This is a genomic window from Streptomyces sp. SAJ15 (assembly GCF_007595705.1).
Lineage (GTDB): Bacteria > Actinomycetota > Actinomycetes > Streptomycetales > Streptomycetaceae > Streptomyces.
In genome coordinates, this window is record NZ_NISY01000008.1 from 126,931 (window position 1) to 151,243 (window position 24,313).

20 protein-coding genes are annotated in these 24,313 nt (G+C 73.7%); 7 read left to right on the forward strand and 13 right to left on the reverse strand.

The genetic code is table 11. The annotated features are described in order from the left end of the window. Positions 1 to 73: 73 nt before the first annotated feature. Positions 74 to 1,135: an S-methyl-5-thioribose-1-phosphate isomerase gene (gene mtnA / locus CD790_RS21350; protein ID WP_144384916.1), complete on the reverse strand. Its 1,062-nt coding sequence runs from the start codon at positions 1,133 to 1,135 to the stop codon at positions 74 to 76. A gap of 142 nt (positions 1,136 to 1,277) precedes the next feature. Beyond that, entirely contained in the window at positions 1,278 to 2,276 is a 999-nt protein-coding gene (locus CD790_RS21355) for an NADP-dependent oxidoreductase (protein WP_144384917.1), read from the reverse strand. 205 nt (positions 2,277 to 2,481) lie between these two features. Between CD790_RS21355 and CD790_RS21360 the strand changes: the two genes are divergently transcribed. From CD790_RS21360 to CD790_RS21370, 3 genes are all read left to right on the forward strand, one after another. Beyond that, a complete protein-coding gene (locus CD790_RS21360; protein ID WP_144384918.1) occupies positions 2,482 to 3,375 on the forward strand; it encodes a LysR family transcriptional regulator in 894 nt (297 codons plus the stop codon). A gap of 204 nt (positions 3,376 to 3,579) precedes the next feature. Beyond that, complete coding sequence (locus CD790_RS21365) at positions 3,580 to 4,251, forward strand: FadR/GntR family transcriptional regulator (protein WP_144384919.1); 672 nt, start codon at positions 3,580 to 3,582, stop codon at positions 4,249 to 4,251. Between the two features lie 634 nt (positions 4,252 to 4,885). Continuing rightward, positions 4,886 to 6,091: a PAC2 family protein gene (locus CD790_RS21370; RefSeq protein WP_144384920.1), complete on the forward strand. Its 1,206-nt coding sequence runs from the start codon at positions 4,886 to 4,888 to the stop codon at positions 6,089 to 6,091. Between the two features lie 174 nt (positions 6,092 to 6,265). Here the strand turns inward: CD790_RS21370 and CD790_RS21375 are convergent, their stop codons facing one another. The 5 genes from CD790_RS21375 to CD790_RS21395 form a co-directional block, all read right to left on the reverse strand. Next, complete coding sequence (locus CD790_RS21375) at positions 6,266 to 7,237, reverse strand: SMP-30/gluconolactonase/LRE family protein (protein ID WP_260867752.1); 972 nt, start codon at positions 7,235 to 7,237, stop codon at positions 6,266 to 6,268. Positions 7,238 to 8,130: 893 nt separating this feature from the next. Further along, on the reverse strand, positions 8,131 to 9,360 hold the full coding sequence (gene mshC, locus CD790_RS21380) for a cysteine--1-D-myo-inosityl 2-amino-2-deoxy-alpha-D-glucopyranoside ligase (RefSeq protein WP_144384921.1): 1,230 nt from the start codon (positions 9,358 to 9,360) through the stop codon (positions 8,131 to 8,133). Positions 9,361 to 9,515: 155 nt separating this feature from the next. After that, entirely contained in the window at positions 9,516 to 10,373 is an 858-nt protein-coding gene (locus tag CD790_RS21385; RefSeq protein WP_144384922.1) for an SCO1664 family protein, read from the reverse strand. Continuing rightward, positions 10,337 to 10,927 (reverse strand): DUF3090 domain-containing protein, encoded by a 591-nt coding sequence (locus tag CD790_RS21390; RefSeq protein WP_144384923.1) that lies wholly within the window; start codon positions 10,925 to 10,927, stop codon positions 10,337 to 10,339. Before CD790_RS21390 ends, CD790_RS21385 begins: the two co-directional genes overlap by 37 nt. Positions 10,928 to 11,014: 87 nt before the next feature. Next, the gene (locus tag CD790_RS21395; protein ID WP_144384924.1) at positions 11,015 to 11,728 is read right to left on the reverse strand and encodes a histidine phosphatase family protein; all 714 of its coding nucleotides are present in this window, start codon (positions 11,726 to 11,728) and stop codon (positions 11,015 to 11,017) included. 378 nt (positions 11,729 to 12,106) lie between these two features. Between CD790_RS21395 and corA the strand changes: the two genes are divergently transcribed. Then, positions 12,107 to 13,099, forward strand: a complete 993-nt coding sequence (gene corA, locus CD790_RS21400; RefSeq protein WP_144384925.1) for a magnesium/cobalt transporter CorA — start codon at positions 12,107 to 12,109, stop codon at positions 13,097 to 13,099. 184 nt (positions 13,100 to 13,283) lie between these two features. Here corA and CD790_RS21405 read toward each other — a convergent pair whose 3' ends face one another. Next, complete coding sequence (locus tag CD790_RS21405) at positions 13,284 to 14,072, reverse strand: ferritin-like domain-containing protein (protein WP_144384926.1); 789 nt, start codon at positions 14,070 to 14,072, stop codon at positions 13,284 to 13,286. Between the two features lie 348 nt (positions 14,073 to 14,420). Further along, positions 14,421 to 15,470 (reverse strand): LLM class F420-dependent oxidoreductase, encoded by a 1,050-nt coding sequence (locus CD790_RS21410; RefSeq protein ID WP_144384927.1) that lies wholly within the window; start codon positions 15,468 to 15,470, stop codon positions 14,421 to 14,423. Between the two features lie 280 nt (positions 15,471 to 15,750). Between CD790_RS21410 and CD790_RS21415 the strand changes: the two genes are divergently transcribed. After that, entirely contained in the window at positions 15,751 to 16,734 is a 984-nt protein-coding gene (locus tag CD790_RS21415; RefSeq protein ID WP_144384928.1) for an aldo/keto reductase, read from the forward strand. Next, the gene (locus CD790_RS21420) at positions 16,731 to 19,577 is read left to right on the forward strand and encodes a helix-hairpin-helix domain-containing protein (protein WP_144384929.1); all 2,847 of its coding nucleotides are present in this window, start codon (positions 16,731 to 16,733) and stop codon (positions 19,575 to 19,577) included. The genes CD790_RS21415 and CD790_RS21420 overlap by 4 nt, the downstream gene beginning before the upstream one ends. 344 nt (positions 19,578 to 19,921) lie before the next feature. On the opposite strand, the gene CD790_RS21425 is transcribed toward CD790_RS21420, so the two are convergent. After that, complete coding sequence (locus CD790_RS21425) at positions 19,922 to 20,677, reverse strand: hypothetical protein (RefSeq protein ID WP_144384930.1); 756 nt, start codon at positions 20,675 to 20,677, stop codon at positions 19,922 to 19,924. A 48-nt stretch (positions 20,678 to 20,725) separates the two neighbouring features. On the opposite strand from CD790_RS21425, the gene CD790_RS21430 reads away from it, so the two are divergent. Continuing rightward, entirely contained in the window at positions 20,726 to 20,914 is a 189-nt protein-coding gene (locus CD790_RS21430) for a DUF5703 family protein (RefSeq protein WP_144384931.1), read from the forward strand. A gap of 384 nt (positions 20,915 to 21,298) precedes the next feature. Here CD790_RS21430 and CD790_RS36625 read toward each other — a convergent pair whose 3' ends face one another. The 3 genes from CD790_RS36625 to CD790_RS21445 form a co-directional block, all read right to left on the reverse strand. Beyond that, positions 21,299 to 22,252: a chaplin family protein gene (locus tag CD790_RS36625; RefSeq protein ID WP_313956524.1), complete on the reverse strand. Its 954-nt coding sequence runs from the start codon at positions 22,250 to 22,252 to the stop codon at positions 21,299 to 21,301. 177 nt (positions 22,253 to 22,429) lie between these two features. Then, positions 22,430 to 22,663: a chaplin gene (locus tag CD790_RS21440; protein ID WP_144384933.1), complete on the reverse strand. Its 234-nt coding sequence runs from the start codon at positions 22,661 to 22,663 to the stop codon at positions 22,430 to 22,432. 182 nt (positions 22,664 to 22,845) lie between these two features. After that, entirely contained in the window at positions 22,846 to 24,171 is a 1,326-nt protein-coding gene (locus tag CD790_RS21445) for a M20/M25/M40 family metallo-hydrolase (protein ID WP_144385073.1), read from the reverse strand. Between the last annotated feature and the right edge of the window lie 142 nt (positions 24,172 to 24,313).

The window sequence follows — 24,313 nt, forward strand, 5'->3', positions numbered from 1 at the left end:
CCGCGAGAGACGGCGGCAGGGAACGGCGCCGAGAGCCGGACCACGACCTTCCAGGTGCGCACGTGCGGGTCGGTCAGGGCACGCGCAGGTGGTCGGCGGGGAGCTGGCCTGCCGCCACCTCCAGCACTCCGCGCTCGGTGACCAGCGCGGTGACCAGGCGGCCCGGGGTGACGTCGAAAGCCGGGTTGTGGCCCCGCGAGGCGGCGGGGGCGGTGCGCACGCCGCCCCACTCCAGCACCTCGTCCTCACCGCGCAGCTCGATGTGGATGCCCTCGCCGCTCGCGGTGGCCAGGTCGACGGTGGTGGTGGGCGCGGCGACGAGGAAGGGTATGCCCGCCTCGGCGCAGGCCAGGGCGACGGCGACGGTGCCGACCTTGTTGGCGGTGTCGCCGTTGGCGGCCACGCGGTCGGCGCCGACGACGGCCGCGTCCACCTCTCCGCGCAGGATGGTGCCCGCGGCGGCGCCGTCGGCCTGGACGTAGTGCGGTATGCCGTCGTGCGCCAGCTCCCAGGCGGTGAGCCGAGAGCCCTGGAGCAGCGGGCGGGTCTCGTCCGCGTAGACGACCTCCACCAGGTCGCGCGCGTGCAGCTCGCGGATGACGCCGAGCGCGGTGCCCCAGCCGGCCGTGGCCAGGGCGCCGGTGTTGCAGTGGGTGAGCAGACGCAGCGGGCGCCGCGCGCCGACACGCTTGACCAGCCAGTCCGCGCCGTGGCCGGCCATGGTGCGGTTGGCCTGCTCGTCCTCGCGCAGCACGGCGTGCGCCTCCGCCAGCACCGCGTCCGGGCCCTGGTCGAGGAGGGGCAGCACCCGGTCGACGCAGACCGCCAGGTTGACGGCGGTCGGGCGGGCGTCGCGGATCCGCGCGATGGCGGCGAGCAGCGCCGCGCGGTCCCAGCCGGCGCGCTCCGCCTGCCGGAGCGCCAGCGCCACCCCGTAGGCGCCGGCCACGCCGATCGCCGGCGCGCCGCGCACCACCAGGCGCCGGATGGCGTCGACGAGGGTGTCCACGTCGCTGACCCGCAACCGCTCCAGGCGGTCGGGCAGCAGGGTCTGGTCGATGAGCTGCAGGCCGTCGTCGGCCCACTCGACGGCGTGCAGTTCCTGTCGTGATGCCTGGCGTGATTCCTGACTCACGCTCGCCACCGTACCGGACGTCGCCGAACGGCGGTTCGTTATCCACAGGCGGGATCCGGGCGTCTCCACAGGCCCGCCGAGGGCTTGACACCCGGGCGGACCGCCGCTCTGGGCCCATCCGGTGGACGGGCCGCGGGGCGGCTCAGACCTCGCCGAGCTTGACGATCATCTTGCCGGTGTTGGCGCCGCGCAGCATGCCCAGGAACGCGTCCACCACGTTGTCGAAGCCCTCCACCACCGTCTCGTCCGGCACGGCCCGGCCGGCCTGGAGGTGCGGCACCAGGAACGCCTCCAACTCGTGGCGCAGGTGGGGGTAGTCGCGGACCAGGAAGCCCTGCAGTCGGATGCTCTTCTCGACCACGTCGAAGAGGTTGCGCGGCGCGGGCGGCGGTTCGGCGCTGTTGTACTGGGCGACCGCACCGCACCAGGCGATGCGCCCGTGGTCGCGCATGGCGGCGATCGCCCCTTCGAGATGGTCGCCGCCGACGTTGTCCAGGTAGACGTCGATGCCATCGGGGGCGGCGTGGCGCAGGAGTTCGCCGACGGGGCCGTCGTGGTAGTCGAAGGCGGCGTCGAAGCCGAGGTCTTCGGTGAGGTGCTCGACCTTGGCGGCCGAGCCGGCGCTGCCGATGACCCGGCCGGCGCCCAGCAGCCGGGCGAGCTGTCCGGCCGCGGAGCCCACTCCGCCGGCCGCGGCCGAGATGAAGACGGTGTCGCCGGGACGCACCCGGGCGATCTCCACGAGGCCGACGTAGGCGCTCAGGCCGGTGCCGCCGAGCACGCCCAGGTAAGCGCTGAGCGGCACTCCGGGGGCCGGGCGCAGCACGCGTGCCTCGTCGGGACGTATGAGCGCGTGGGTACGCCACCCCTCGCGGTGGAAGACGATGTCGCCGGCGGAGAGTCCGGCGGCGCGCGAGGCGAGGACACGGCCGATGCTGCGGCCTTCCAGGGGTGTGTGTAGCTCCCAGTCGCCGTCCATCGCCTCGCGGTGGTAGGGGTCGACGGACAGGTAGAGGTTCTCGACCAGCGCGGTCCCCTGCTCGGGGGTGGGAAGTGCCTCGTCGACGAAGGCGAAGTCGGCGGCGGTGGGGAAGCCCTGGGGCCTGCTGATCTGGTGCACGGCGCGTGCTCTGCTGGACATGTCGATCACCGTAGGGGGCGGGACGGGCCTCGGGCAGTGGCGCGCGTTGATGGAAGGCCCGGTTCCATGAGCGTTCTTCATGGAAAGCCGGCTGAGCACGTGTGATGGCGCTCGCGCGGAGTCGCGACGGCGCTCACACGGAGGCGCGACGGCGCTCGCGCGGAGCCGCGACGGCGCTCGCGCGAGGCCGCGATAAGTTGCCGGGATGACCGATCTCGCTCCCCAGGAGCTGCGCGTGCTGGTCGCCGTCGATCGCGAGCGCGGCTTCTCGGCCGCCGCCGCCAGCCTGGGCCTGACCCAGTCCGCGGTCTCCCACACCGTCCGCGGCTGCGAGCGCAAGATCGGGACGGTGCTCTTCGAGCGCGGCCGGCACGGAGCGCGCCCCACCCCGGCCGGCGAACGGGCGGTCGCGCACGCCCGGCAGATCCTGCGGCTGCTCGAGGCGATGGGCGCCGAGGCGCGGGCCGCCGCCGCGGGCTCCGAGGACGCGGAGCTCAGCGGCCCGCTGCGGATCGCGGCCTTCCGCAGTGCCGCGGCCCAGCTGCTGCCCCCCGCGCTGGAGCGGCTCACCGCGCGACATCCACGGCTGACGCCGGAGGTGCGGATCGTACGGGAGCTGGGGCGGGGCACGGCGGGAGAGGTCGCGGACGGTCGCGCGGACCTCGGGATAGCCACCCTCTCCGCCACGGTGGAGCCGCCCGCCGGGCTGGTGCTGAGCACCCTCTTCGAGGAGAGCTACGCACTGGCCCATCCGGCGGGACACCCGGCACCGCGCGGGCTGCCGCTGATCGACTGGGACGAGAACTGCGGTTCGTACACCCGCCGGTGGTGGTCCGAGCAGGACTGGCTGCCGGCGGCGACCATCACCGCCGAGGACGACAGCGTCGTCCTCTCCATGGTGGCGCAGGGCATGGGCATGGCGATCGTCCCGGCGCTGACGCTGGCGGGCGCCCCGGCCGGAATCGAGGTGGTGGACCTGGGACCGCGCCCGCCCACCCGCGACGTCGGCTATGTGACCACACCCGCGCTGGCGCGCACCCGCGCGGTGCGGGCGCTCATCCGCGAACTCCGCGCGGCCGGCGGCGGCATCCGGCGCTGAGCGCCGGAGCGTCAGGGAGTGAATCGGGGGCGGACCGGTGTGCGGGGTCCGGCGAGGTTTTTCGGCCAAGAAGGACATCGCGCGGCGCGAAGCGCTCAGCTCGCGTCCAGGGAGCGGGACTTGGCGACGTACCGGCAGGGTTACCGCGGGGAACGCGCGTCATAATGAGCTCAGACATCCGATGTCTGAGCCGGGAGGTCCACCATGGCGGTCACCGACGAGGCGATCGAGAAGATCAAGGGCATGATCGTCTCCGGTGCGCTGCGGCCGGGTGACCGACTCCCCAAGGAGAGCGAGCTCGCCGCGGAGCTCGGCCTGTCCCGCAACTCGCTGCGTGAGGCGGTCCGGGCGCTGACGCTGATCCGCATCCTCGATGTGCGGCAGGGCGACGGCACCTACGTCACCAGCCTGGACCCGCAGTTACTGCTGGAGGCGCTGGGCTTCGTGGTGGACTTCCACCGCGACGACACGGCGCTGGAGTTCCTGGCCGTACGGCGGATCCTGGAGCCCGCGGCCACCGCCCTGGCCTGTCCCCGTATCAGCGACGCCGAACTGGACGCGTTGGAGGCCGAGTTGGAGGCGCTCGGCCCGGACCCGTCGGTGGACGAACTGGTCGCCTGCGACATCAGGTTCCATCGCGGCATCGTCCGGGCGTCCGGCAACGGCGTGCTGTGCTCGCTGCTGGACGGGCTGTCGGGGCCGGCCGGTCGAGCACGGGTGTGGCGCGGACTGACGCGGGAGGACGCGGTCGATCGCACCCTGCGCGAGCACCGCGCGATCCTGGACGCACTGCGGGACCGGGACGCGGAGGCCGCGCGGTCCTGGGCCACGGCGCACATCACCAGCCACGAACAGTGGCTGCGCACCACGCTGTGACGCGTGAGCGCCGACGACTCGCCGCGCGGGCCGACGGCTCACCGCGCGGGCCCCGACGACGTCACAGGACCCCCGACGACACCACGCGGCGCCCGGCGGCTCGACGTGCGTGCCTCGCGGCAGCGGTGCACGGCGCGGCCGCGCGCCACAGCTCGCTCCACGAGACGTGCGCCACGACGTCCGGGACACCGCTCCCGAGGCCCTGGGCGCCGCACTCGCCGGGCCGTACGACGCCCGCGGGGCGCCGCCCGCCCCTCCGTGGCCGTATGACCATGCCGGAGTCCGGTGAGAACCCCACAGGCGCTCACCCTGACTGACTCACTCCAACTGACCGGTGGATCCTCGGCGATGGCCCCTCGGGTCGAACGCCGGCGGCCGTGCCGAGGCAGTGCGGGGCGAGCCCCGCGGCAGGACATCGGACCTTTCTCGATGATCCGATGTCTGGACCCATGATGGCGGCAACGCCCCGATGTGTGCGCGTTTTCTGCCGAAGACAGGTCGGATGAATCTGTGACCGTTCCTGTACGGGGGCTGCGGTGGGGGGCGGTGGAAGCCGTAGGCTTGAGTCGCACGCAACGGAACTGCAGCCGGCGGTGGTACACACGCGTACGCCCCGGTCGGAAGGAGGCGCTGGGTGATCGAGCTTGAGGGGGTTCCCGAGCTGATCGACCCGGTCATGATCTGTGCCTTCGAGGGCTGGAACGACGCCGGAGACGCCGCCTCCACCGCGGTCGGGCACCTGGACCGGGAATGGAAGGGCGAGGTCTTCGCCGCGCTCGACGCCGAGGACTACTACGACTTCCAGGTCAACCGCCCCACGGTGTGGCTGGACGGCGGGGTTCGCAAGATCACCTGGCCGACGACCCGGCTCTCGGTGGTGCGCGCCGGCACCGGCGACAAGCCGCGGGACCTGGTTCTGGTCCGGGGCATCGAGCCGAGCATGCGCTGGCGCTCGTTCTGCAACGAGATCCTGGGCTTCGCCCACGAGTTGGGCGTGGAGATGGTGGTGGTGCTCGGAGCGCTGCTGGGTGACACCCCGCACACCCGCCCGGTGCCCGTCAGCGGCGTCACCTCCGATCCGGACCTGGCCCGCAGCCTCGACCTGGAGGAGACCCGCTACGAGGGCCCGACCGGGATCGTCGGCATCCTCCAGGAAGCGTGCACGCACGCCGGCGTTCCGGCGGTGAGCCTGTGGGCGGCCGTGCCGCACTACGTCTCACAGCCGCCGAATCCGAAGGCCACCCTGGCGCTGCTGAACCGCCTGGAGGACCTGATCGGCATCCGCATCCCGCTCGGCGAGCTGTCGGAGGACGCCCGGGCCTGGCAGCTCGGCGTCGACCAGCTCGCGGCCGAGGACAGCGAGGTCGCGGAGTACGTGCAGTCGCTGGAGGAGGCGCGGGACACCGCCGACCTCCCGGAGGCGTCGGGCGAGGCCATCGCCCGCGAGTTCGAGCGCTATCTGCGGCGCCGGGACGGCCAGCCGGGGCCGGGCGGCCACGCCACCGAGACGGGCGGCGTGGCGGACGGCCGGGACGGGGCCTCGTATCTGCGCGACTCCTCCGGCGGGCGCACCCGGCCGCCGAAGGCGTCCGCGCGGGACGAGTCCGCGGAGGAGACGGGCGGGGCGGCCCCCACCGACGGCGCGGCGGATTCCGCCGACCGCGCGGAGGATGCCGCCGACCGCGCGGAGGGCGGGGATTCCGGCCCGACGGGTGACTCCGGTGCCGGGGACTCCGGCGATTCCGCGGGATCCACCGGTGACGCGGGCCCTACCGGCAGCGCGGATTCCACCGGCTCCTCCGGTGAGGGCGGCGAGGGCGCCGGCGGCGGGAAGGGCTGATCGCGCGGACGCACGTAGCCGCGGGGTGCGGGCGCCCGAAACGGCGACCGCTCAGCGCGGAAGCCGCTCAGCAGGCCGCTCAGCGCGGACACGGCGGAGCGGGAAGATCATGATCGAGCGCGCGGCGCTCGCGCACGGGCCGGGCGGCACACATGTCGCCCGGCCCGTGCTCGTTCACCGCACACGCTCGACGGCGACCGCCGTGTACGTCGTCTGTGGCGTGGGCGGTGTGGTGAAGCGCGCGTTGGGCAGGTAGATCCGGTCCCCGTAGGCGGCCGCGGTCGTGGGCACGTCGAAGCGGGGGTCCGTGATCCGCGTGAGGAACTCGCCCCGCCCGCCGGTCGCGTCCAGCCGGAAGACGTCGACGGCGTTCTGCCGGTTCTGCACCACGTAGAGCGTACGGCCCTCCAGCAGGAGCCCGTCGCCGTTGGTCAGGGGGGCGGCCGCGCCCAGGTCGACCCGCACGGCGACGCCGTCCGTCGGGTTCACGCGATGGAGCAGCCCGACGCCGGACTGGACCACCAGCAACGCGCGGCCGTCCGGAGTCGGCGCGATCCCGTTGGCGTTGATCACTTCCCCGGGCACCTGCTGCCACTCCCCTGCCAGGGGCAGTCGCACCACGTCGGCCGGATCGGGCAGCCGACCGTCCTGGCCGAGCGGCAGCCCGTACAACACCGGCTGGTAGGAGTCGGTGAACCAGGCGGCGCTCGGGGTGAGGACCACGTCGTTGACGAAGCTGGTGCCTTCGGTGAGGCGGTAGGTGGCCAGCAGGGCGCCGGAGCGGCTGTCGACCACCCGGGCCTCGCCGGTCCGCTGTCCGGCGACGAACAGCCGTCCCCAGCGGTCCAGTTTGAGGCCGAGCGAGGCGGTGCCGGGCCCCTCCGAGATGACCGCGCCGGCTCCCGAGCGGAGGTCGACGCGGTAGATCGAGCCGTCCCCGATGGAACCGAAGTAGGCCCATGGCCCACCGCCGATGGCGATCCCCTCCGGCCGGAAGCCGTCCGGCAGTTGGAGCGTCGTGGGCCACGCCGCCTCCTCCGTGCGAGGCGATCGCCCATCGGCCAGGTCGCTCGGCCGCCCCACGGCGGGGCCGGTCCGCCGGCCCTCGACGGCGTCGGTCAGCCCGAGGAGCGCGGCCCCGCTCACGGCCGCCCCGACGCCGAGCAGCGAACGGCGGGCGAGCGAACGTCCCGACCGCGCGGGCGCGGCCTCGGGATCCGCCGGGGAATGTCCCGACCGCGCGGGCGCACCCTGGGGCTCCGCCGGGGAACGCTCCCCTCGCGCGGGCGCACCCTCGGGCTCCGCTCGGAAACGCTCCGACCGCGCGGGCGAGCGATCCGTCTCCGCGCGGACACCTCGCGACCGCGCGGGCCGGCGATCCGGTCGTATCGGGGAGTCATCCATGACGCTTCCTTCCGACGAGCGGACGAACGGGTCGTCAGGCAAAGGCATCGGCTTGGGCACCGTCCAGCTCACCACGGCGGCCGCGCCCCGCGCGGCACGTCCGCGGCCATCCGGGTGACACGAGGCCGGGCGGACGGCGGCCCGGCCACGGATACGGAGCCGGGAGGGCCGGCCCGCTGGCGCGAGGTCGCCCGGGCGGGGAGCCCGTGCGGCGTGGGGCGGGTGGTCGCCTTCCGTACGGCGGCCCGCGCGGGGCCGTGCCACGGCCCTCTCGGCTTCCTGGGCACCCGAAGCCGGCCGGTCTCGGCTCGGACGGGCACTCGGCGGGTCACGCACGGCACCGCCCGCGCGGTCGCGCCGGCCGCCTCGGGCGCATCCTCCGCGGCGAGCCGCGCCGCCAGACGGCCGGGCGCGCCGCCCCAGGCGCACCGGTCAAGCTGCCCAGACCCACCGCGCGGGTTACCCAGACCCACCGGGCGAGCCGCTCAGCTCGGGCGACCGACCGGGGCGAGACCGACCCGGGGCGACCGGTCCCGGCCGACCGGCCCGGGGCCCCTTCGGGCGCCCCCACCCATGCGTAGGGGGCGCCCCCGCGCGGGAGCGCCCCCTACGTCGTACGGAGGTGGTGGTACGGCCTACAGCGCGACGCCCAGCAGCGCGTCGACGGCGCGCGAGACCAGGCCGGGCGCGCCGATGTCCGTGCCGCCGGTGGTCCGCTGGGTCTCGGCCCAGCGGTCGACCGCGGCGAGCGCGGCCGGGGCGTTCAGGTCGTCGGCGAGCGCCTCGCGGATCTCCTCGACGAGCGCGTCGGCCGACGGCCCGTCGGGCCGGGACACGGCGGCGCGCCAGCGGTCCAGGCGGGCCTGGGCCTCCGTCAGCACGTCGTCCGTCCACTCCCAGTCCGAGCGGTAGTGGTGGGCGAGCAGCGCGAGCCGTATCGCCACCGGGTCCACGCCCTGGCGGCGCAGCGCGGAGACGAAGACGAGGTTGCCCTTGGACTTGGACATCTTCTCGCCGTCGAGGGCGACCATCCCGGCGTGTACGTACGCCTTGGCGAAGGGGTGTTCGCCGGTGAGCACCTGGGCGTGCGAGGCGCCCATCTCGTGGTGCGGGAAGGCCAGGTCCGAGCCGCCGCCCTGGACGTCGAAGCCCATGCCGAGGTGGTCGAGGGCGATGGCCACGCACTCGATGTGCCAGCCGGGGCGGCCGGGGCCGAGGGAGGCGCCGTCCCAGCTCGGCTCGCCCGGTCGGGCGGCCATCCACAGCATCGGGTCGAGCGGGTTCTTCTTGCCGGGCCGGTCGGGGTCGCCGCCGCGTTCGGCGGAGAGCAACCGCATGGCCGCGGCGTCCAGCCGCGACACGCCGCCGAAGGCGGGGTCGGACTCGACGGAGAAGTAGGTGTCGCCTTCGAGTTCGTAGGCGGCGCCCAGGTCGCGCAGTCGCTCCACCAGCGGGACGATCCCGGGAATCGCCTCGACGGCGCCGATGTAGTGCCGGGGCGGGAGCATCCGCAGCGCGGTCATGTCCTCGCGGAACAGGGCGGTCTCGCGCTCGGCGAGGGCGGTCCAGTCGTCGTCGTTCACCGCGGCCCGCTCCAGCAGCGGGTCGTCGATGTCGGTGACGTTCTGGACGTAGTGCACCTGCCGCTTGGTGTCGAGCCACACGCGCTGAACGAGGTCGAACGCGTTGTAGGTCGCCGCGTGCCCCATGTGGGTGGCGTCGTACGGGGTGATTCCGCAGACGTAGATACGGGCGACGGGACCGGGGGCGAGGGTGATCGTCTCTCCGGTCGCGGTGTCGTGGATCCTCAGGTCGCGGCCACTGCCGGGCAGGGCGGGAACCTCAGAAGCGGGCCAGGCATACATGTCATGAGCGTAACCGGACGCCTGTTCCGGATACGAACCGGATGGCTGCTGTTGGCCGAAGAGGCGGTCTTGCGGAACGCGGGGCCGCTGTGCATATGCCAGCACGGCGGGGGGTGACACCCCCCAGACGCCTCCAGGGGGCGCTCAGCGCGCTCTCACACCGGCGGCCACGGTATGGGCGGCCACTCGCCGCTCGGCTCCGGGTGGAGGCCGCTGCGCAACAGCTCCGCGACTCGGGCCCGTAGCGCCTCGATCTCCGCCGCTGTGATCAGCTCGGCCAGTCGGAGGGCCAGCGCGGCGCCCTCCGCCAGTTGCGCGGCGAGCCGCCGCAGCACCTCCAGCGCCTCCTCCGGCAGCGGCTCGCCGGCCCAGCCCCACAGCAGGGTGCGCAGCTTGTCGTCGGCGTTGAAGGTGACCCCGTGGTCGATCGCGTAGACCCGTCCGTCGGCGGCCGGCAGCAGATGGCCGCCCTTGCGGTCGCCGTTGTTGATCACCGCGTCCAGGACGGCGAGCCTGCGCAGCCGCACGTCGTCGGCGTGGACCAGCAGCGCGGTGCGGCCGCCGCCCACCTCGGCGAGGCCGACGGCCTTCCACCCCGGGTCCGGCTCCTCGCCCTCCACCAGGGCCAGCAGCGGGGGCGTGGCGTCCTCGGCGGTGGGCTCGATCCACAGCTGGCACATGCCCCGCCCGTACGGGCCGTCGCGCAGCACGGTCGGCGGCACCAGGCCCCAGCCGGTGGCCTCGGAGATCTCGTAGGCCGCGACCTCGCGCTGGGCGAGGGTGCCGTCGGGGAAGTCCCACAGCGGTCGCTCGCCGGCGATCGGCTTGTAGACGCAGGCGGCGCTGTGCCCCTGGTACTCGACCGTGCAGTACAGCACCGCGTTGGAGGCGTCCGTCACCCGGCCGCGCACGGTCAGCTCGCCCCGTACGAGCAGCTCGCGCGGGGTGGGCGCGCCGGGCGGATCGTCCGGGGGCGTCAGGCGCCGCGGCGGTATCCGTTCTGGCGCGGACATACGTGTCCCTCCGGGTCGAGCGGCAGGCTGCACAGCGGGCAGGGCGGCCGACCGGCGTTGACGACCTCCAGGGCGCGCTTGGCGAACGCGCGGGCCTGCACTCCGGTGAGCCGCACCCGCAGCATAGGGGGCCCGTTCACCTCGTCCTGGAGCAGCCGCTCCTCGGCCGCGGCGAGGTCCTCCTCGGTCTCGGCCTCCAGCTCGACCAGGGCCTGCGCCTCCACGATCATGCGCTGTTCCTCGCCGTCCCAGGCGAGCGCCATGGTGCCGACCCGGAACTCCTCCTCCACGGGGAGGTCCAGCGGGGCGGTGTCGGTGAATTCGACCGGTGCGACGGCGGGGACGGCGGCATTGCCGCCGGTGCGCCGCAGGACCTCGTCCAGCAGCTCGTCGATGCGCTCGGCGAGCGCCGCGACCTGTGTCTTCTCCAAGGCGACGCTGGTGGTCCGGCCACCCGCGGACGCCTGCAGGAAAAAGGTACGGCGGCCAGGCAGCCCGACCGTACCGGCGACGAAGCGGTCCGGCGGGTCATAGAGGAACACCTGACGGGACAACGTCCTGCTCCATTTGGTTCGTGGCGTTCGATGGGTTGGTGGTGTTCGTTGTTTCGTGGTGTTCGACCACCCTACTGCGCAGGGAGATCACGGCGCTCCCGCGCCACCTCCCACCGTCGCCTGTCCCTCCTGCCCCGGGCGACCCTGCCGCCCCTCCAGCGTGCCCGCGCTCGGCGCCAGTCCGCCGAGGTCGCCGGTGTCGCCCAGCCGCACCAGGAAGGGCCGCAGCGCGGTGTATCGGATCGCGGTGATCGAGCAGGGGTCGACGGCGATGCGCTGGAAGAGGTCGAGGTGCAGCCCGAGCGCGTCGGCCACCAGGGACTTGATGATGTCGCCGTGCGAGCACATCAGATAGACGGCGTCGGCGCCGTGCTCGGCCTCCACCCGCGCGTTCCAGTCCCGCACGGCCACCACCGCGCGGTCCTGCATCGCCCGGAGCGACTCGCCGCCCGGGAACGCGGCGCCGGACGGGTACCGCTGCACGACGTCCATCAGCGGGTCGTCGGCCAGCTCCTTGAGCTTGCGGCCCGACCAGTCGCCGTAGTGGCACTCCCCGATCCGCTCATCCGTGTGCAGCGGCACCTCGGGCCGGGCGGCGAGCAGCGGCACAAGGGTCTCGCGGCAGCGCTGGAGGGGACTGGTGACGACGGCCGCCAGTGGGATGTCCGCGAGCCGGCCGGGCAGCGTCGCCGCCTGGGCCGCGCCGCGCTCGTCGAGCGAGACGCCGGGCGTCCATCCCGCGAGCACCCCCGCGGTGTTGGCGGTGGACCGGCCGTGCCTGAGGAGGATCAGCGTGGGCATGCCTGCCAGCCTACGGCCAGCCGGAGTACCGCGAAGGGGCGGCATGGGAGACCCGTGACCGGTCGCCTCGACCGGCCCGGGACGGCCGACCCACCGCGCCAGGCCGCGCCGGGAGCGACGCGCGACGACCGCGCCCCGCGCGGGGCGCGACGGGTACGACCGGCCGCCCGCGCTGGGCGACGGGTTGCGACGACCGCACGCGCGGCGTGCCGGTGACGACACCCGAGCCCGCGCGGGGCAGCGCGGACGACGGCCGGGGTTCCGCGCGGGGACGCGGCGCGACGAGCCGCCGCCCGCGCGGCGACCGGGGGCTCACGGGGCCTTCGCCCTGCGCTCCGGCCCCAAGAAGACATGCGCTCCGGCCTCAAGAAGAGAAGAATGCGCGACGTGATCGTGGACTGCGCCATCTATCAGGACGGGCGCCGCACCGAGGGTCCGGAGGACTTCTCCGACGCGCTGGAGCGGGCCCGCGCGGCCGGCAACGCCTTCCTGTGGATCGGCCTGTACGAGCCGACCGAGGAGGAGTTCGCGCGGGTCACCAGCGAGTTCGGGCTGCATCCGCTGGCCGTGGAGGACGCGCTCTCCGCCCACCAGCGGCCCAAGCTGGAGATCTATGACGACTCGCTGTTCCTCGTACTCAAACCGCTGCTGTACGAGGAGCGGTACAGCGCGGTCACGGCCGGTGAGCTGATGCTCTTCGTCGGCGACTCCTTCGTGGTGAGCGTCCGGCACGGCGAGGCCAACCCGCTGAGCGCGGTGCGGGCGCGGCTGGAGCGCAGCCCCGAGGTGCTGAAGCACGGCCCGACAGCCGTGATGTACGCCGTGTCGGACGCGGTGGTGGACCACTATCTGGAGGTCGCCGACGACCTCCACATCGACCTGGACGAGCTGGAGGCGGAGGTCTTCGCCCCGGAGACCGGCAGCACCCGTCGCACGGCCGGGCGGATCTACTCCTTCAAGCGCCAGGTGCTCGAGTTCCGCCGGGCGGCGGGCCCGCTGACCGAACCGATGGCGCGGCTCGCGGGCGCCGGGGTGCCCTTCGTCCACACGGGCTCGCGGCCGTTCTTCCGCGACGTCAACGACCATCTGACCCGTGCCAACGAGCATGTGGAGGGGCTGGACCGGCTGCTGTCGGACATCCTCTCCGCCCATCTCGCCCAGATGGGCGTGCGACAGAACGACGACGTGCGGAAGATCTCCGCCTGGGCGGCCATGATCGCGGTTCCGACGATGATCGCCGGGATCTACGGCATGAACTTCGAGCACATGCCCGAGTTGACGGAGTCCTGGGGCTATCCGGCGGTCGTTCTGATCATGGTCGGCATCGTCGCCCTGCTGTACCGGTTCTTCAAGCGGCGCGGCTGGCTGTAGCCGGCCCGGCCCACTCCGGGGCGACCGTCCCGTACCGCTCGACGGTGCTCCCGGGCCCCGCGCGGGGCCGCGGGCCGCGAGGCCGCGAGAGCTCGGGACCCGAGAGCCCGGAGAAGGGTCCCGGGCCGCACGGAGACCCCCGTCCGCCCGGGGGGGCTCGCGGGCGCTCCCGGGTCCTCCCCGGTCAGGCGAACTCGGGCGCGGTCGTCGCCGTGCCGCCCAGCGCGTTGCGCCGTTCGGGCATCCGGAGGGTGACCATCCGCCGCCAGCCGCCGGCCCGCTCGGCCAGGTACATCGCGCGGATGGCCGCCATGAGCACCGCGGACTTCGCCCGTGGCCAGCGCAGGATGGCGGCCATGTGCCCCATCACGGCGAGGCTGACGTCCCGGTAGATCACGATCTCCGCCAGCGCGGTCTCCCGGAGCGTGGCCTGGATGAGCCGGCCGTGTCCGGCGGCCGCCAGCCGCAGCAGCTCCTCGTGGCAGTAGGCGAGGTGGTTGTCCTCGTCGCCGGCGATCATGCTGATCGCGCGACCCACGTCGGGGTGGTCGCCGAAGGACTTCCGCAACATCACCATCTGGTCGGCGGCGCGCTGCTCGGTGACCCGACTGTGCGAGAGGTACGTGACGATGTCCCGCTCGGTCAGCGGCTCGTCGCGGCGCAGCTTGTCATGGGCCAGCCCGATGCCGTGAGTCTCCAGCAGCATGGTGTAGTCGGTCTCGCGCGGTACCTCGACCGGCTCCAGATCGCGCTTGCGCAGCAGCGCGTTGAAGATGCGGCCGTGCTTGTCCTCGTCGGCGCCATGCCGAGTGATCTTGGGCGCCAGGTCGCGCTGGCTCTCCGGGACCAGCGCCGCGATCCGGCCGTTCTCCCAGCCGCCCTGCGCTTCGCCGCTGGCGGCTATGGAGCAGAAGAGCTGGAAGGCCTCGTCGTTGTCGAGGATCTCCTGGAACAGGCTTTTCGCCGAGAACATGCTGCCACCTCCGTGCACGACATCCGCAAAGAAATAGTCAAATGCCGGATATCTCAAGGGGCAACAGGTGGGGGCCGTGAGTGGACCGAACGAATGACGCCCATGGGGCGCGCGGCCGGTGGGGTGAGGTGGTGAGGGTTGTGCGGGGGCGTAACCGCGGGGCGTCCGGGGCGTTGTGCTCCGTGACGGCCGCCGTGACGGCCGTGGCGGGGAGGCCCCCCGAGCCCCCACCACGGCTGCGAGGTCCGCGGCATGGCGTGTGGGGTGCCGGACCCTTGGGTCCGGCACCCCACACGCCGGCGCACATGTGTGGCCCGCCGCGTACGCGGTCCGTACTGTCGTGAGCCGTTACGCCAGCCCGGCGCGCTCCAGCGCCGCCACGCCCGCGCGCAGGCCCGCGATCCGCTCGTCGAGCGTGAAGCCGGCCGGCGTCAGGGACAGGGTGGTGACGCCGGCCTCGGCGTACGCCTGCATCCGATCGGCGACCCGCTCGACCGAGCCGAGCAGCGTGGTCGAGTCGATCAGCTGGTGCGGGATGGCGGCGGCGGCCCCCGCCTTGTCACCGGAGAGGTACTTCTCCTGGATCTCGGCCGCCTCCTTCTCGTAGCCCATGCGCTGCGCCAGCCTGTTGTAGAAGTTCTGCTTGGCGCTGCCCATGCCGCCCACGTACAGCGCGGTGTACGGGCGGAAGTGGTCGGCCAGCGCGTGCACGTCGTCGCCGATGGCCAGCGGCACGGTGGGGACCAGGTCGAAGCCCTCCAGGGTCTTCCCGGCCTTGGCGCGGCCCGCGCGGAGCGAGCCGAGCGTGGTCTCCTCCGCGTGCTCGGGGGCGAAGAAGATGACCAGGGCGCCGTCGGCGATCTCGCCGGTCTGCTCCAGGTTCTTCGGCCCGATGGCGGCGATGTACAGCGGGATGTGCTCGCGCACCGGGTGCACGGTGAGCTTGAGCGCCTTGCCCGGGCCGTCGGGCAGCGGAAGGGTCCAGTGCGCGCCCTCGTGGGTCAGCCGCTCGCGCGACATCGCCTTGCGGACGATCTCCACGTACTCGCGGGTGCGGGCCAGCGGCTTGTCGAACTTGACCCCGTACCAACCCTCGGAGACCTGCGGGCCGGAGACGCCGAGGCCGAGGCGGAAGCGGCCTCCGGAGAGCGTGTCCAGGGTGGCGGCGGTCATGGCGGTCATCGCGGGCGTACGGGCCGGGATCTGGAAGATCGCGGAGCCGACGTCGATCCGCTCGGTCTTGGCGGCCACCCAGGACAGCACCGTGGGCGCGTCGGAACCATAGGCCTCGGCGGCCCAGCAGACGTCGTAGCCGAGCCGGTCCGCCTCCTGGGCGACCGCGAGGTTGTCCGCGTCCATTCCGGCGCCCCAGTACCCGAGGTTGATTCCGAGCTTCATGCCGCTCCCTCTCACCGCTTCAGCGATTTACCGATCAGTAACGTCCCGTTTCCGGGACTCTAGCGCGCGCCATGCGGATCCGGCAGGGGTCGCCCGCCCGCAGTCCCCGGAGGTCGGCCACGGGCCGGGCGCCGGGCCGGTCGCACCCGGTCTCACCAGGTGTCTCATCGGGTGTCTCAACGGGGTCCCACCGGGTTATCCACCGGGTGTCCATGGGTGTCCCACCGGGGTTATCCACAGGCCACCACCGCTGTGCGAGCGCCCAGTAACCTCAACGGTCATGGAGCTAAGGCACCTCGGCCGGACGGGCCTGCGCGTATCCCGGCTCGGCCTCGGCACCCTCACCTGGGGGCGGGACACGGACGAACACGACGCGGCCGAGCAGCTCAAGACCTTCTGGGAGGCGGGCGGCACGCTGGTCGACACCGCGGACGTCTACGCGGACGGAGCCGCGGAGTACCTGCTGGGTCAGTTCCTGGAGGGCCTGGTGCCGCGCCGGGACCTGGTGATCGCCACCAAGGCGGGCAGCGTCCCGGACCCGGACCGCCGCTTCGACACGTCGCGCGGCCACCTGCTGGAAGCCCTCGACGCCTCGTTGGAGCGGCTGGGCACCGACCACGTCGACCTCTGGCAGCTGCACGCCTTCGACCCCGCCACCCCGCTGGAAGAGACCCTGCAGGCCCTGGACATCGCGGTCAGCAGCGGCCGGGCCCGCTATGTCGGCGTGTCCAACTTCTCCGGCTGGCAGCTGGCGAAGGCCGCCACCTGGCAGCTGGCCTCGCCCGGCGCGCAGACCCGGCTCGCCAGCACGCAGATGGAGTACTCGCTGCTCCAGCGCGGCATCGAGCGGGAGGTGCTCCCCGCCGTGCTCGACCTGGGCCTGGGGCTGCTGCCGTCCTCGCCACTGGGCCGCGGCGTCCTGACCGGCAAGTACCGGCACGCGACGCCGGCCGACTCGCGCGGTGCCTCCGAACAGCTGGCCGCCTTCGTCGCCCCCTATCTGGACGAGGAGGCCGGCCGCATCGTCGACGCGGTGACCACCGCGGCCGACGGCCTCGCCACCACCCCGCTCCAGGTCGCCCTCGCCTGGGTGCGCGACCGCCCCGGGGTCACCGCGCCCATCGTCGGCGCCCGCAACGCGCAGCAGCTCAGAGCGGCGTTGTCAGCGGAGGCGCTTAGTCTTCCCCACGAGATCTGCCAGGCGCTCGACGACGTCTCCGCGCCCGTGCACCGCTACCCCGATCAGGACTGGAGCACCCTGTGAGCACCGACCGCCTCGCCGGCGACGCCGCCACCGCGCCCGAGGAGGCCCCCGAGGAGGCACCCACCCGCGAGGCCGGCGTCCCCGCGGACCCCCCCGCCGGGCCGGACGCCCCCGGGGACTCCGCCGCGGACGCCGCCGAGAAGGCACTCACGGCCACCCCGGCGGAAACCTCCGGGGAAGCGGAGCCTCACGGGGAGACAGCCGGGACCGCCGGCTCTTCCGGGGCGGGGGAAGTCGACGCGGAGGCCGCGGGGTACGCCGACGCGGAGGTCTCGGGAACGGCTCGCTCGGATGCCGGCGGGGAGTCCGACGAGCCTGGCGCGGAAGCCGCTCCAGAGGCCGACGACACGTCGTCCGACGCCAGCACCAGGAAGCCCGCCGAGGACGCGCGCGCGGACGCCTCGGGGGCGGCTCGCGCGGACGCCACAGGGGAGTCGGGGCAGCCTGACACGGAGACCGGGACCGGGACCGGGGCTGGGGCTGGGGCCGGAACCGAGGCGGAAACCGGGACCGGGGCCGGAACCGGGGCGGGAACCGGGGCGGGAACCGGGACCGGGGACGCGCACGCGGAAGGCCCCGGAGAAGGCGCCCGGCCGGTCGCGGGCGCGCCGGGGGCCGCGCGTGAGGCGGAGCGGCCGCGGGCGGACACAGGGGCGCAGACCGGAAGCGGCCGAAAGCGGAGCGCCGCCGCGGAGGCGTTGGCGGCCGCCGTACGGGCGGTGGAGAGCGGCGAGCGCTCGGCCGCGTCGTTCTTCACGGAGCGGGCGTCGGCTCCTGCCCCCTCCGCGACGCCGCGTGCGGCGCAGGCGAGGCGGGAGGCGCCCTCCGGAGTCGCCGCCGGACCCGCTCCCGCCGGGGCACGGCGGGACGACACCGCAGGCCCGGCCCGCCCGGCCGTCGGCGGTGTGGCGCCGGGCGCGCCCCGGCCCGCGGCCTCGCTCGCCGACACCGCCGGGGTGCGCGAGGTGTTGGCCGCGGGCGGCGCCCCGGCGCAGCTGGCCGGACCGGTGGTCGAGACGCTCGGCGAGCAGGCGGCGGACGCCCTGCGGGCCGATCCGTGGCTGCTGCTGGGCGTCCCCGGGGTGCGACCGGAGCAGGCCGACGGCTTCGCGCGGGCGCTGCTCGGCTCCGCCTGCGGCCCGGGCGACGCACGGCGCTCCCAGGCCCTGATCACCTGGCTGCTGGAGCGGGCGGCGCTGGAAGGGCACACCGCGCTGACGGCCACCGCCGTGCGCGAGGCGTTGGCCCGGCAGTCCGTGCCCGACCCGGAGGAGGCGCTGCGCACGGCGATCGGGGACGGCGCCGTGCTCGTCTTCCAGGACGCGCTGGAGACGCCCGGCGGCGGCCGGCCGGGCGCGGCGGCCACCGGTCGTGGTGGGGGCGAGGACGATGAGGGCGGCGAGAGCGAGCCGCCGGTGCGGATCCTGCTCGGCCTGGATCGGTACGCGCTGGCGGAGGAGAGCCTCGCCGACGGTCTCGCCCGGCTGACCAACACCTTCGAGCAGGCCGTCGGCGCGGCGGACCGGCAGGACGGCTCGGCAGAGCCGCCGGGCGACGTCGCGGCGAAGCCGGACTGGGAAGGCGCCGCCGCCGCGGCGCCCTCCCCCTCGGCCGCCGAGCTGATCCGTACCGTGGCCGGCCATGGGCTGGTCGCCCACAGCGGCGGCGAGGCAGCGCGGGCCGAGCCCGCCGCGCTGGTCGGCGCCGCGCGGGCGCTGGGACTGCGGGCGTACGCGGCGACACACAGCGAGGACGGGCGGCGCCGGCTGGCGGCACCGTCGGCGGCCGGGCCGGCTGACGCCACCGGTGCGGCCGACACGCGTGCCGCGGGGGGCATCGGGGAGGCGGGCGGCGCGGCCCCCGACGGCGGGGACGCCGGCAGCGGAGCGGCGGCGGTCACCGTCGCCGGGCTGCTCTCGGGTCACGAGGGCCCGGGCCGGGACGAGGAGGGCGCGCTCGCCCTCGACCTGCTGGTCGTGTTGGACGCCCCGCAGCTCGATGTCGAGACGGCGGCGATGCTGGTCGAGTCGCTCCCGGACGGCGCCCGTCTGGTGCTCAGCGGTGATCCGGGGGTGCTGTGGTCGGCCGGCCCCGGCCGGGTCTTCGCCGATCTGCTGGCCGCCCGCTGCTGCCCGCAGGTGGTCTCCCGCACCCCGGACCCCGGCCCGATCGGCGAGCTGGTCTCCGGCATCGGCATCGGCGAGCTGAACCAGGTCGAGGCCCCCCACAAGGAGGTCGTGATCGTGCCGGTGCGCGACGCCGGGGAGGCCGTGCACCGCACCGTGCAGCTGGTCGCGGACTCGGTGCCGCGGGTGATCGGGGTGCCGGCGGAGCAGGTGCAAGTGATCACCCCCGGCCACGGCGGCGCCGCCGGGACGCGCGCGTTGAACGCGGCGCTCAAGGAGCGGTTGAACCCGGGCCCCGGCCGGTTCGGCGGCTTCGACCCGGGCGACCGGGTGGCCTACGTGCCGGCGCCCGGCCGGATGGTGCTCGCCACCGTGACCTCGGCGGACGCCGAGGGTCTCCATCTGGACTGCGCGGGGACGGCGGTCGTCATCCCGCGCGAGCGGGTCGCCGAGACCGTGCGGCACGGCTGGGCCGTCACCGCGCACCAGGCGGCCGGATCACGCTGGCCGGCCGTGGTCGTCGTGCTGCCGGGCGACGCCACGGCGGCGCTCACCCGGGCCTGGGTCTACACCGCCTTCGGTCGCGGCGAGCGCCATCTGTCGGTGGTGCACGGCGCTGACGACGCCCTGCCGAACGCGGTGACGCGCATCCCGGCCAAGGAGCGGACCACCCGACTGCGATCGTTGCTGGAGGCGCAGGCGCCGACCTCCGACTGACCGCGCGCCGCCGCGGGACGCGTCGTCCGTCTCGCGGCGGTCAGTTCGCCCCCACGTAGCCGGGCCACGGCCGACGGACCCACGCAGCCTGTCCCCGGCCGGCCAGGGGCACCCGACCTCGGCCCACCTCGGCCCGCTCCCGGCCCTCCGACCGTACCGCGACCAGACCGCGCCCTCCTGGGGCGCGCGGGCCGGGCCCGACGGCGGACGCCGGTACTGGCCTGGCAGCCCGCCCCACCGCGGCTCGCTGTCGGCGGGCCATCGCTACGCCACCGCCCCGCGGCGCCCCTCCCACAGCGACCCGGGGCCGGGCCCCGACAGCCGACACCGGCCGCGCCGCCGGGTCAGTTCTCGGGGCCGAGCACTTCCAGCTCGTCCTCGTCGGCCTCGTCGACGTCGTCGGCCTCGCCCTCGTCCTCGTCGTCTTCGACCTCGACTTCGACCCCGCCGACTCGGATGTCGTCCTCGTCGAGGTCCTGGTCGAAGACCTCGCTGACGTCGAAGCGGCAGACGAGCCGCTGCGGGTCGGCCTGGTCGAAGGGGGCCTCCAGCCACTCCCCCGGCTCCGCGAGCTCGTCGGCGGCGGTCACCCACAGCGTGGAGTCGCCCTCCGCGAGGCCGAACTCCTTGTGTCGGGTGGCGATCTCATCCGGTTCGTACTCGCCGAAGAGCACTCCGAGAGCGGCATGGACGCTGTCGCCGGCACCACCCGCGGCGGTGCGGTTCGTTCCGTTCCCGGGCGCGGAGTCCGGGTCCAGGTCGGTGACCCGGCGCGCCTGGGAGAGCAGGCGCTGCGGCTCGACGACCGCGTAGTCCCGGCGGATCAGCAGGCTCAGGGCGGTCGGCTCCTCCGGTCCGGCGTAGGCGGGCATGCCCTCCTCGGCCGGGATCTCGAACGGGGTGACCTCGTCGTAGGTGTCGTAGAGCAGTTCGTCGTACGCCTCGGCTGCCGCGGCCAGGTCGTTGAACGCCGCGTAGACGACCGGGTCGTCCTCGCCCGACCGGCGTTCGACGGCGTCGAGGTGGCGGTCCAGAGCGGCTTTCACGGCCTCAGCGGCGGCGCGTACCTCGGCAGCGGATGGCTGCGCAGCATCAGACATAGTGCAGACGCTATCCGTATCAGGGCAGTTCCCGCACAATAGATTGCGATGCCGGAATACGAATTCTGTGATGTGTATGTGCCGCGGGGAGTCTCCCGCAAGGCCACGACCCGTCTGCTGACCGACCATGCCGAGTACGGACACTGGGAGTTGGACCGACTACGACTGAATCCCGACGGGAGCCGCAGAGTGCGGCTGCGCCGCCGCATCATCCGCCAGATCCGCGCCACCTGGTGAGCAACGGCTCCCGATAAGCGGTCACGAGCCGGAGCCGGGGCCCCGAGGACCGAGGGCACCCGACGTGGCAGCGGGCCCGGCGGGTGCCGGACGGACCGGGCACCGGCGGACGTACGGCGGGCGCCGCCACCGTCCGGCGCGCCGAGGTGTCCTTCCGCGCCACCGCGAACCACGGGAGCGCGCGTTCCACACCCGGCGCGCCCAGAGCGCACAGAGCGCCACGTAGAGCGCGCGGAGCGCACGTACAGAGCGGGCCCCGTATGGAGCCCGCTCGGTATGAATCAGGCCACGCGCGGATCAGGCCACGTACGCCTCATCAGGCCGATCGCTCATGGCGGCGGCCGGTGGATCCGGCCGGCCGGTTTGACGGGGCCGGCCGTTTCCTCAGTGCTGCCCGGCGCGAGACCGGCGGTAGAGCACGGCGCCCGCGAGCAGCATCCCCGCGCTTGCCGGGATCACCATCTCCAGCGGGCCGGCACCGGTGGACGCCAGCCGGTCCTTGCCCACGATGTGCGCGGCGGGGCCGGGGGCCGCGCCGAAGACGGACGAGTCGTCCACCGGCGTGCCGATGTGGCCGCCGCCCTTCACCTCGGTCATCGGGGGCTTGTGGCCCTCGGGCTTCTGACCCTCAGGCTTCTGACCCTCAGGCTTCTGACCCTCGGGCTTCTGACCCTCGGGCTTCTCCTCGGGACCCGGCTTGTCCTCACCAGGCTTGTCCTCACCCGGCTTCTCCTGGCCCGGCTTCTGGGGACCGGGCTTCTCGCCGCCCGGCTGCTCACCGCCGGGCTTGCCCGGCTTGCCCGGCTTGCCCGGCTCACCCGGCTTGCCCGGCTCCTCCGGCCCCGGCTTGCCCGGCTTGCCCGGGGTGTGTCCACCGGGCTGCTGCGGCCCGTGGCCGTGCCCGCCGACGTTGAGGCAGCTGTTACCGGCCGCCGGGTTGCCGAGCCCCGGGGCGTTGACGGTGTTGCCACAGATGTTCACCGGGGCGTTCACCGGCACCTGGACCTGGTTGCCGGAGGCGACTCCCGGAGAGTGGTGCGCGCCGCCCTTCGCCGAGCTGCCGCCGCCCTGGTACGAGCCGCCGTGGTGCGAACCGCCGTGGTGCTTTCCGCCACCGCCGTGGTTGACACAGGTGTTGCCGGACGCGGGGTTGAGCGCACCGACCACATTGACGGTGTTGCCGCAGGCGTTCACCGGCGCGTTCACCGGCACCTGAATGGAATTACCGGAGGCCACACCCGGCGAATTCACCGCGGCGCCCTGGGCGCCGCCCGGGCCCGTGGCGTATGCGTAACCGGCGCTGGCGGCGAGCACGCTGCCCGCCGCGGCAACCGTCATCAGACTTTTCTTCGCAACCTGTCGCATGCGCTTCCTTGCATTGCGTCGTGCCGAAAACCCACACGGGCCGGATCGCCCGCGTGCGCTATGCCGCGCGGCCCCGGGGCGCTGACGCTCACTCCGGGACCGCGCGAGATGACGCCGCCCTGAGCGGCGGCTAAGAAGGGTGACGCAACGTCACTTGTTGATGCAGGTGTTGCCCATGGCGGGGTTCAGCAGCCCGATCACGTTGATCGTGTTGCCACAGACATTCGCCGGCGTGTTCACCGGAGCCTGGATCACGTTGCCGGAAACCACACCGGGGGACCGCAGCGCGGCGCCCTGGGCGCCCGCGTCGGCGGCAGCCAGACCCGCACCTGCCATCACCAGACCACCGGTGGCGGCCGCGACGGCGACAACCTTCTTGATCATCGTTCCTCCTCATTGACAATGCGGCCCAGCCTCGGGCCGCACTGCCGATAACGAGGACGATGTAATCAAGCTACGAATCCTCCGCGGGCTTCACTCTTTCCGATGAACCGGCCGCAATGCGGCAACCGGAGAGTGAATTCGTCGAAGATCTCGTTCTCAGGGCTCAGCGCCGCTTTCCGGCCTCAGCAGTGGTCGAGGAAGCGATCGAGCACCCGCACTCCGAACTTGAGTCCCTCCACCGGCACCCGCTCGTCCACGCCGTGGAACATGCCCGCGAAGTCCAGCTCCGGCGGCAGCTTGAGCGGGGCGAAGCCGAAGCAACGGATGCCGAGGTCGTCGAAGGACTTGGCGTCGGTGCCACCGGAGAGGCAGTAGGGGACGGCCCGCGCGATCGGGTCCTCGGCCTTCAGGGCCGTCTGCATGGCCTCCACCAGTGCCCCGTCGAAGCTGGTCTCCAGCGCCTTGTCCGCGTGCACGTCCTCACGTCGCACCCGCGGCCCGAGCAGCCGGTCCAGGTCGGCCAGGAACTCCTCCTCGTAGCCGGGCAGGAACCTGCCGTCCACATGCGCCGTGGCCTGCCCGGGAATGACGTTGACCTTGTACCCGGCGCCGAGCATGGTCGGCTGGGCGGTGTTCTGCAGCGTGGCCCCGATGATCTTCGCGATGCCGCCGAGCTTGGCGAGCGTCTCGTCCATGTTCTCCGGGTCCAGCGGAGTCCCGAGGGCGTCGGAGAGCTCGTCGAGGAAGGACCGCACGGTCTTGGTCACCCGCACCGGGAACCTGTGCCGGCCCACCCGCGCGACCGCCTCGCTCAGCTCGGTGATCGCGTTGTCCTTGTTGGTCATCGAGCCGTGGCCGGCGGTGCCGTCCACCGTCAGCCGCATCCAGTGCATCCCCTTCTGGGCGGTTTCCACCAGATACAGCCGCAGCTTCTCGTTCACCGTGAACGAGAAACCGCCGACCTCCCCGATGGCCTCGGTCACCCCCTCGAAGAGATCGGGGTGCCGGTCGACGAGGTGCCGCGCCCCGTAGACCCCACCCGCCTCCTCGTCCGCCAGGAAGGCCAGCACGATGTCCCGCGGCGGCCTGCGCCCGCTGCGCAGCCGGTCCCGCACGACCGCCAGCGTCATCGCGTCCATGTCCTTCATGTCGACCGCGCCACGCCCCCAGACGCAGTCGTCGGCGATCTCCCCGGCGAACGGGTGGTGCGTCCAGTCGTGGGCGTTCGCCGGCACCACGTCCAGGTGCCCGTGGATCAGCAGCGCGGGCCGCGACGGGTCCTCGCCCGCGATCCGCGCCACCGTCGACGCCCGCCCCTTGTGCGACTCGAAGATCCGCGGCTCCAGCCCCACCTCGGCCAGCTTCTCGGCCACGTACTCGGCGGCGGCGCGCTCCCCGGGCCCGGAGTGGTCCCCGTAGTTGCTGGTGTCGATCCGGATCAGCTCGCGGCAGAGATCGACGACCTCGTCCTCACCGCTGACGGCACCGCTCCCAGTCGCGGTCGACATCGACTCGCTCACACTGCCTCCTCGTCGTTCGCTGCCACCGCGCGACCCCCTTGTCAGCGCCGCTGCCGGCGGGATCCGTCCCCATCCTCCCTCCCCCGCCCGCCCAGCCCAAGGCGGCAATACCGCCGTCATCCGCCCGCCA

Bases quoted from the DNA above. Each gene is read 5' to 3' on its own strand.
- CD790_RS21355 (WP_144384917.1), bottom strand. From the start codon at position 2,276: ATGTCCAGCAGAGCACGCGCCGTGCACCAGATCAGCAGGCCCCAGGGC.
- CD790_RS21360 (WP_144384918.1), top strand. From the start codon at position 2,482: ATGACCGATCTCGCTCCCCAGGAGCTGCGCGTGCTGGTCGCCGTCGAT.
- CD790_RS21365 (WP_144384919.1), top strand. From the start codon at position 3,580: ATGGCGGTCACCGACGAGGCGATCGAGAAGATCAAGGGCATGATCGTC.
- mshC (WP_144384921.1), bottom strand. From the start codon at position 9,360: ATGTATGCCTGGCCCGCTTCTGAGGTTCCCGCCCTGCCCGGCAGTGGC.
- CD790_RS21385 (WP_144384922.1), bottom strand. From the start codon at position 10,373: ATGTCCGCGCCAGAACGGATACCGCCGCGGCGCCTGACGCCCCCGGAC.
- CD790_RS21395 (WP_144384924.1), bottom strand. From the start codon at position 11,728: ATGCCCACGCTGATCCTCCTCAGGCACGGCCGGTCCACCGCCAACACC.
- corA (WP_144384925.1), top strand. From the start codon at position 12,107: ATGCGCGACGTGATCGTGGACTGCGCCATCTATCAGGACGGGCGCCGC.
- CD790_RS21405 (WP_144384926.1), bottom strand. From the start codon at position 14,072: ATGTTCTCGGCGAAAAGCCTGTTCCAGGAGATCCTCGACAACGACGAG.
- CD790_RS21410 (WP_144384927.1), bottom strand. From the start codon at position 15,470: ATGAAGCTCGGAATCAACCTCGGGTACTGGGGCGCCGGAATGGACGCG.
- CD790_RS21415 (WP_144384928.1), top strand. From the start codon at position 15,751: ATGGAGCTAAGGCACCTCGGCCGGACGGGCCTGCGCGTATCCCGGCTC.
- CD790_RS21425 (WP_144384930.1), bottom strand. From the start codon at position 20,677: ATGTCTGATGCTGCGCAGCCATCCGCTGCCGAGGTACGCGCCGCCGCT.
- CD790_RS21430 (WP_144384931.1), top strand. From the start codon at position 20,726: ATGCCGGAATACGAATTCTGTGATGTGTATGTGCCGCGGGGAGTCTCC.
- CD790_RS36625 (WP_313956524.1), bottom strand. From the start codon at position 22,252: ATGACGGTTGCCGCGGCGGGCAGCGTGCTCGCCGCCAGCGCCGGTTAC.
- CD790_RS21440 (WP_144384933.1), bottom strand. From the start codon at position 22,663: ATGATCAAGAAGGTTGTCGCCGTCGCGGCCGCCACCGGTGGTCTGGTG.
- CD790_RS21445 (WP_144385073.1), bottom strand. From the start codon at position 24,171: ATGTCGACCGCGACTGGGAGCGGTGCCGTCAGCGGTGAGGACGAGGTC.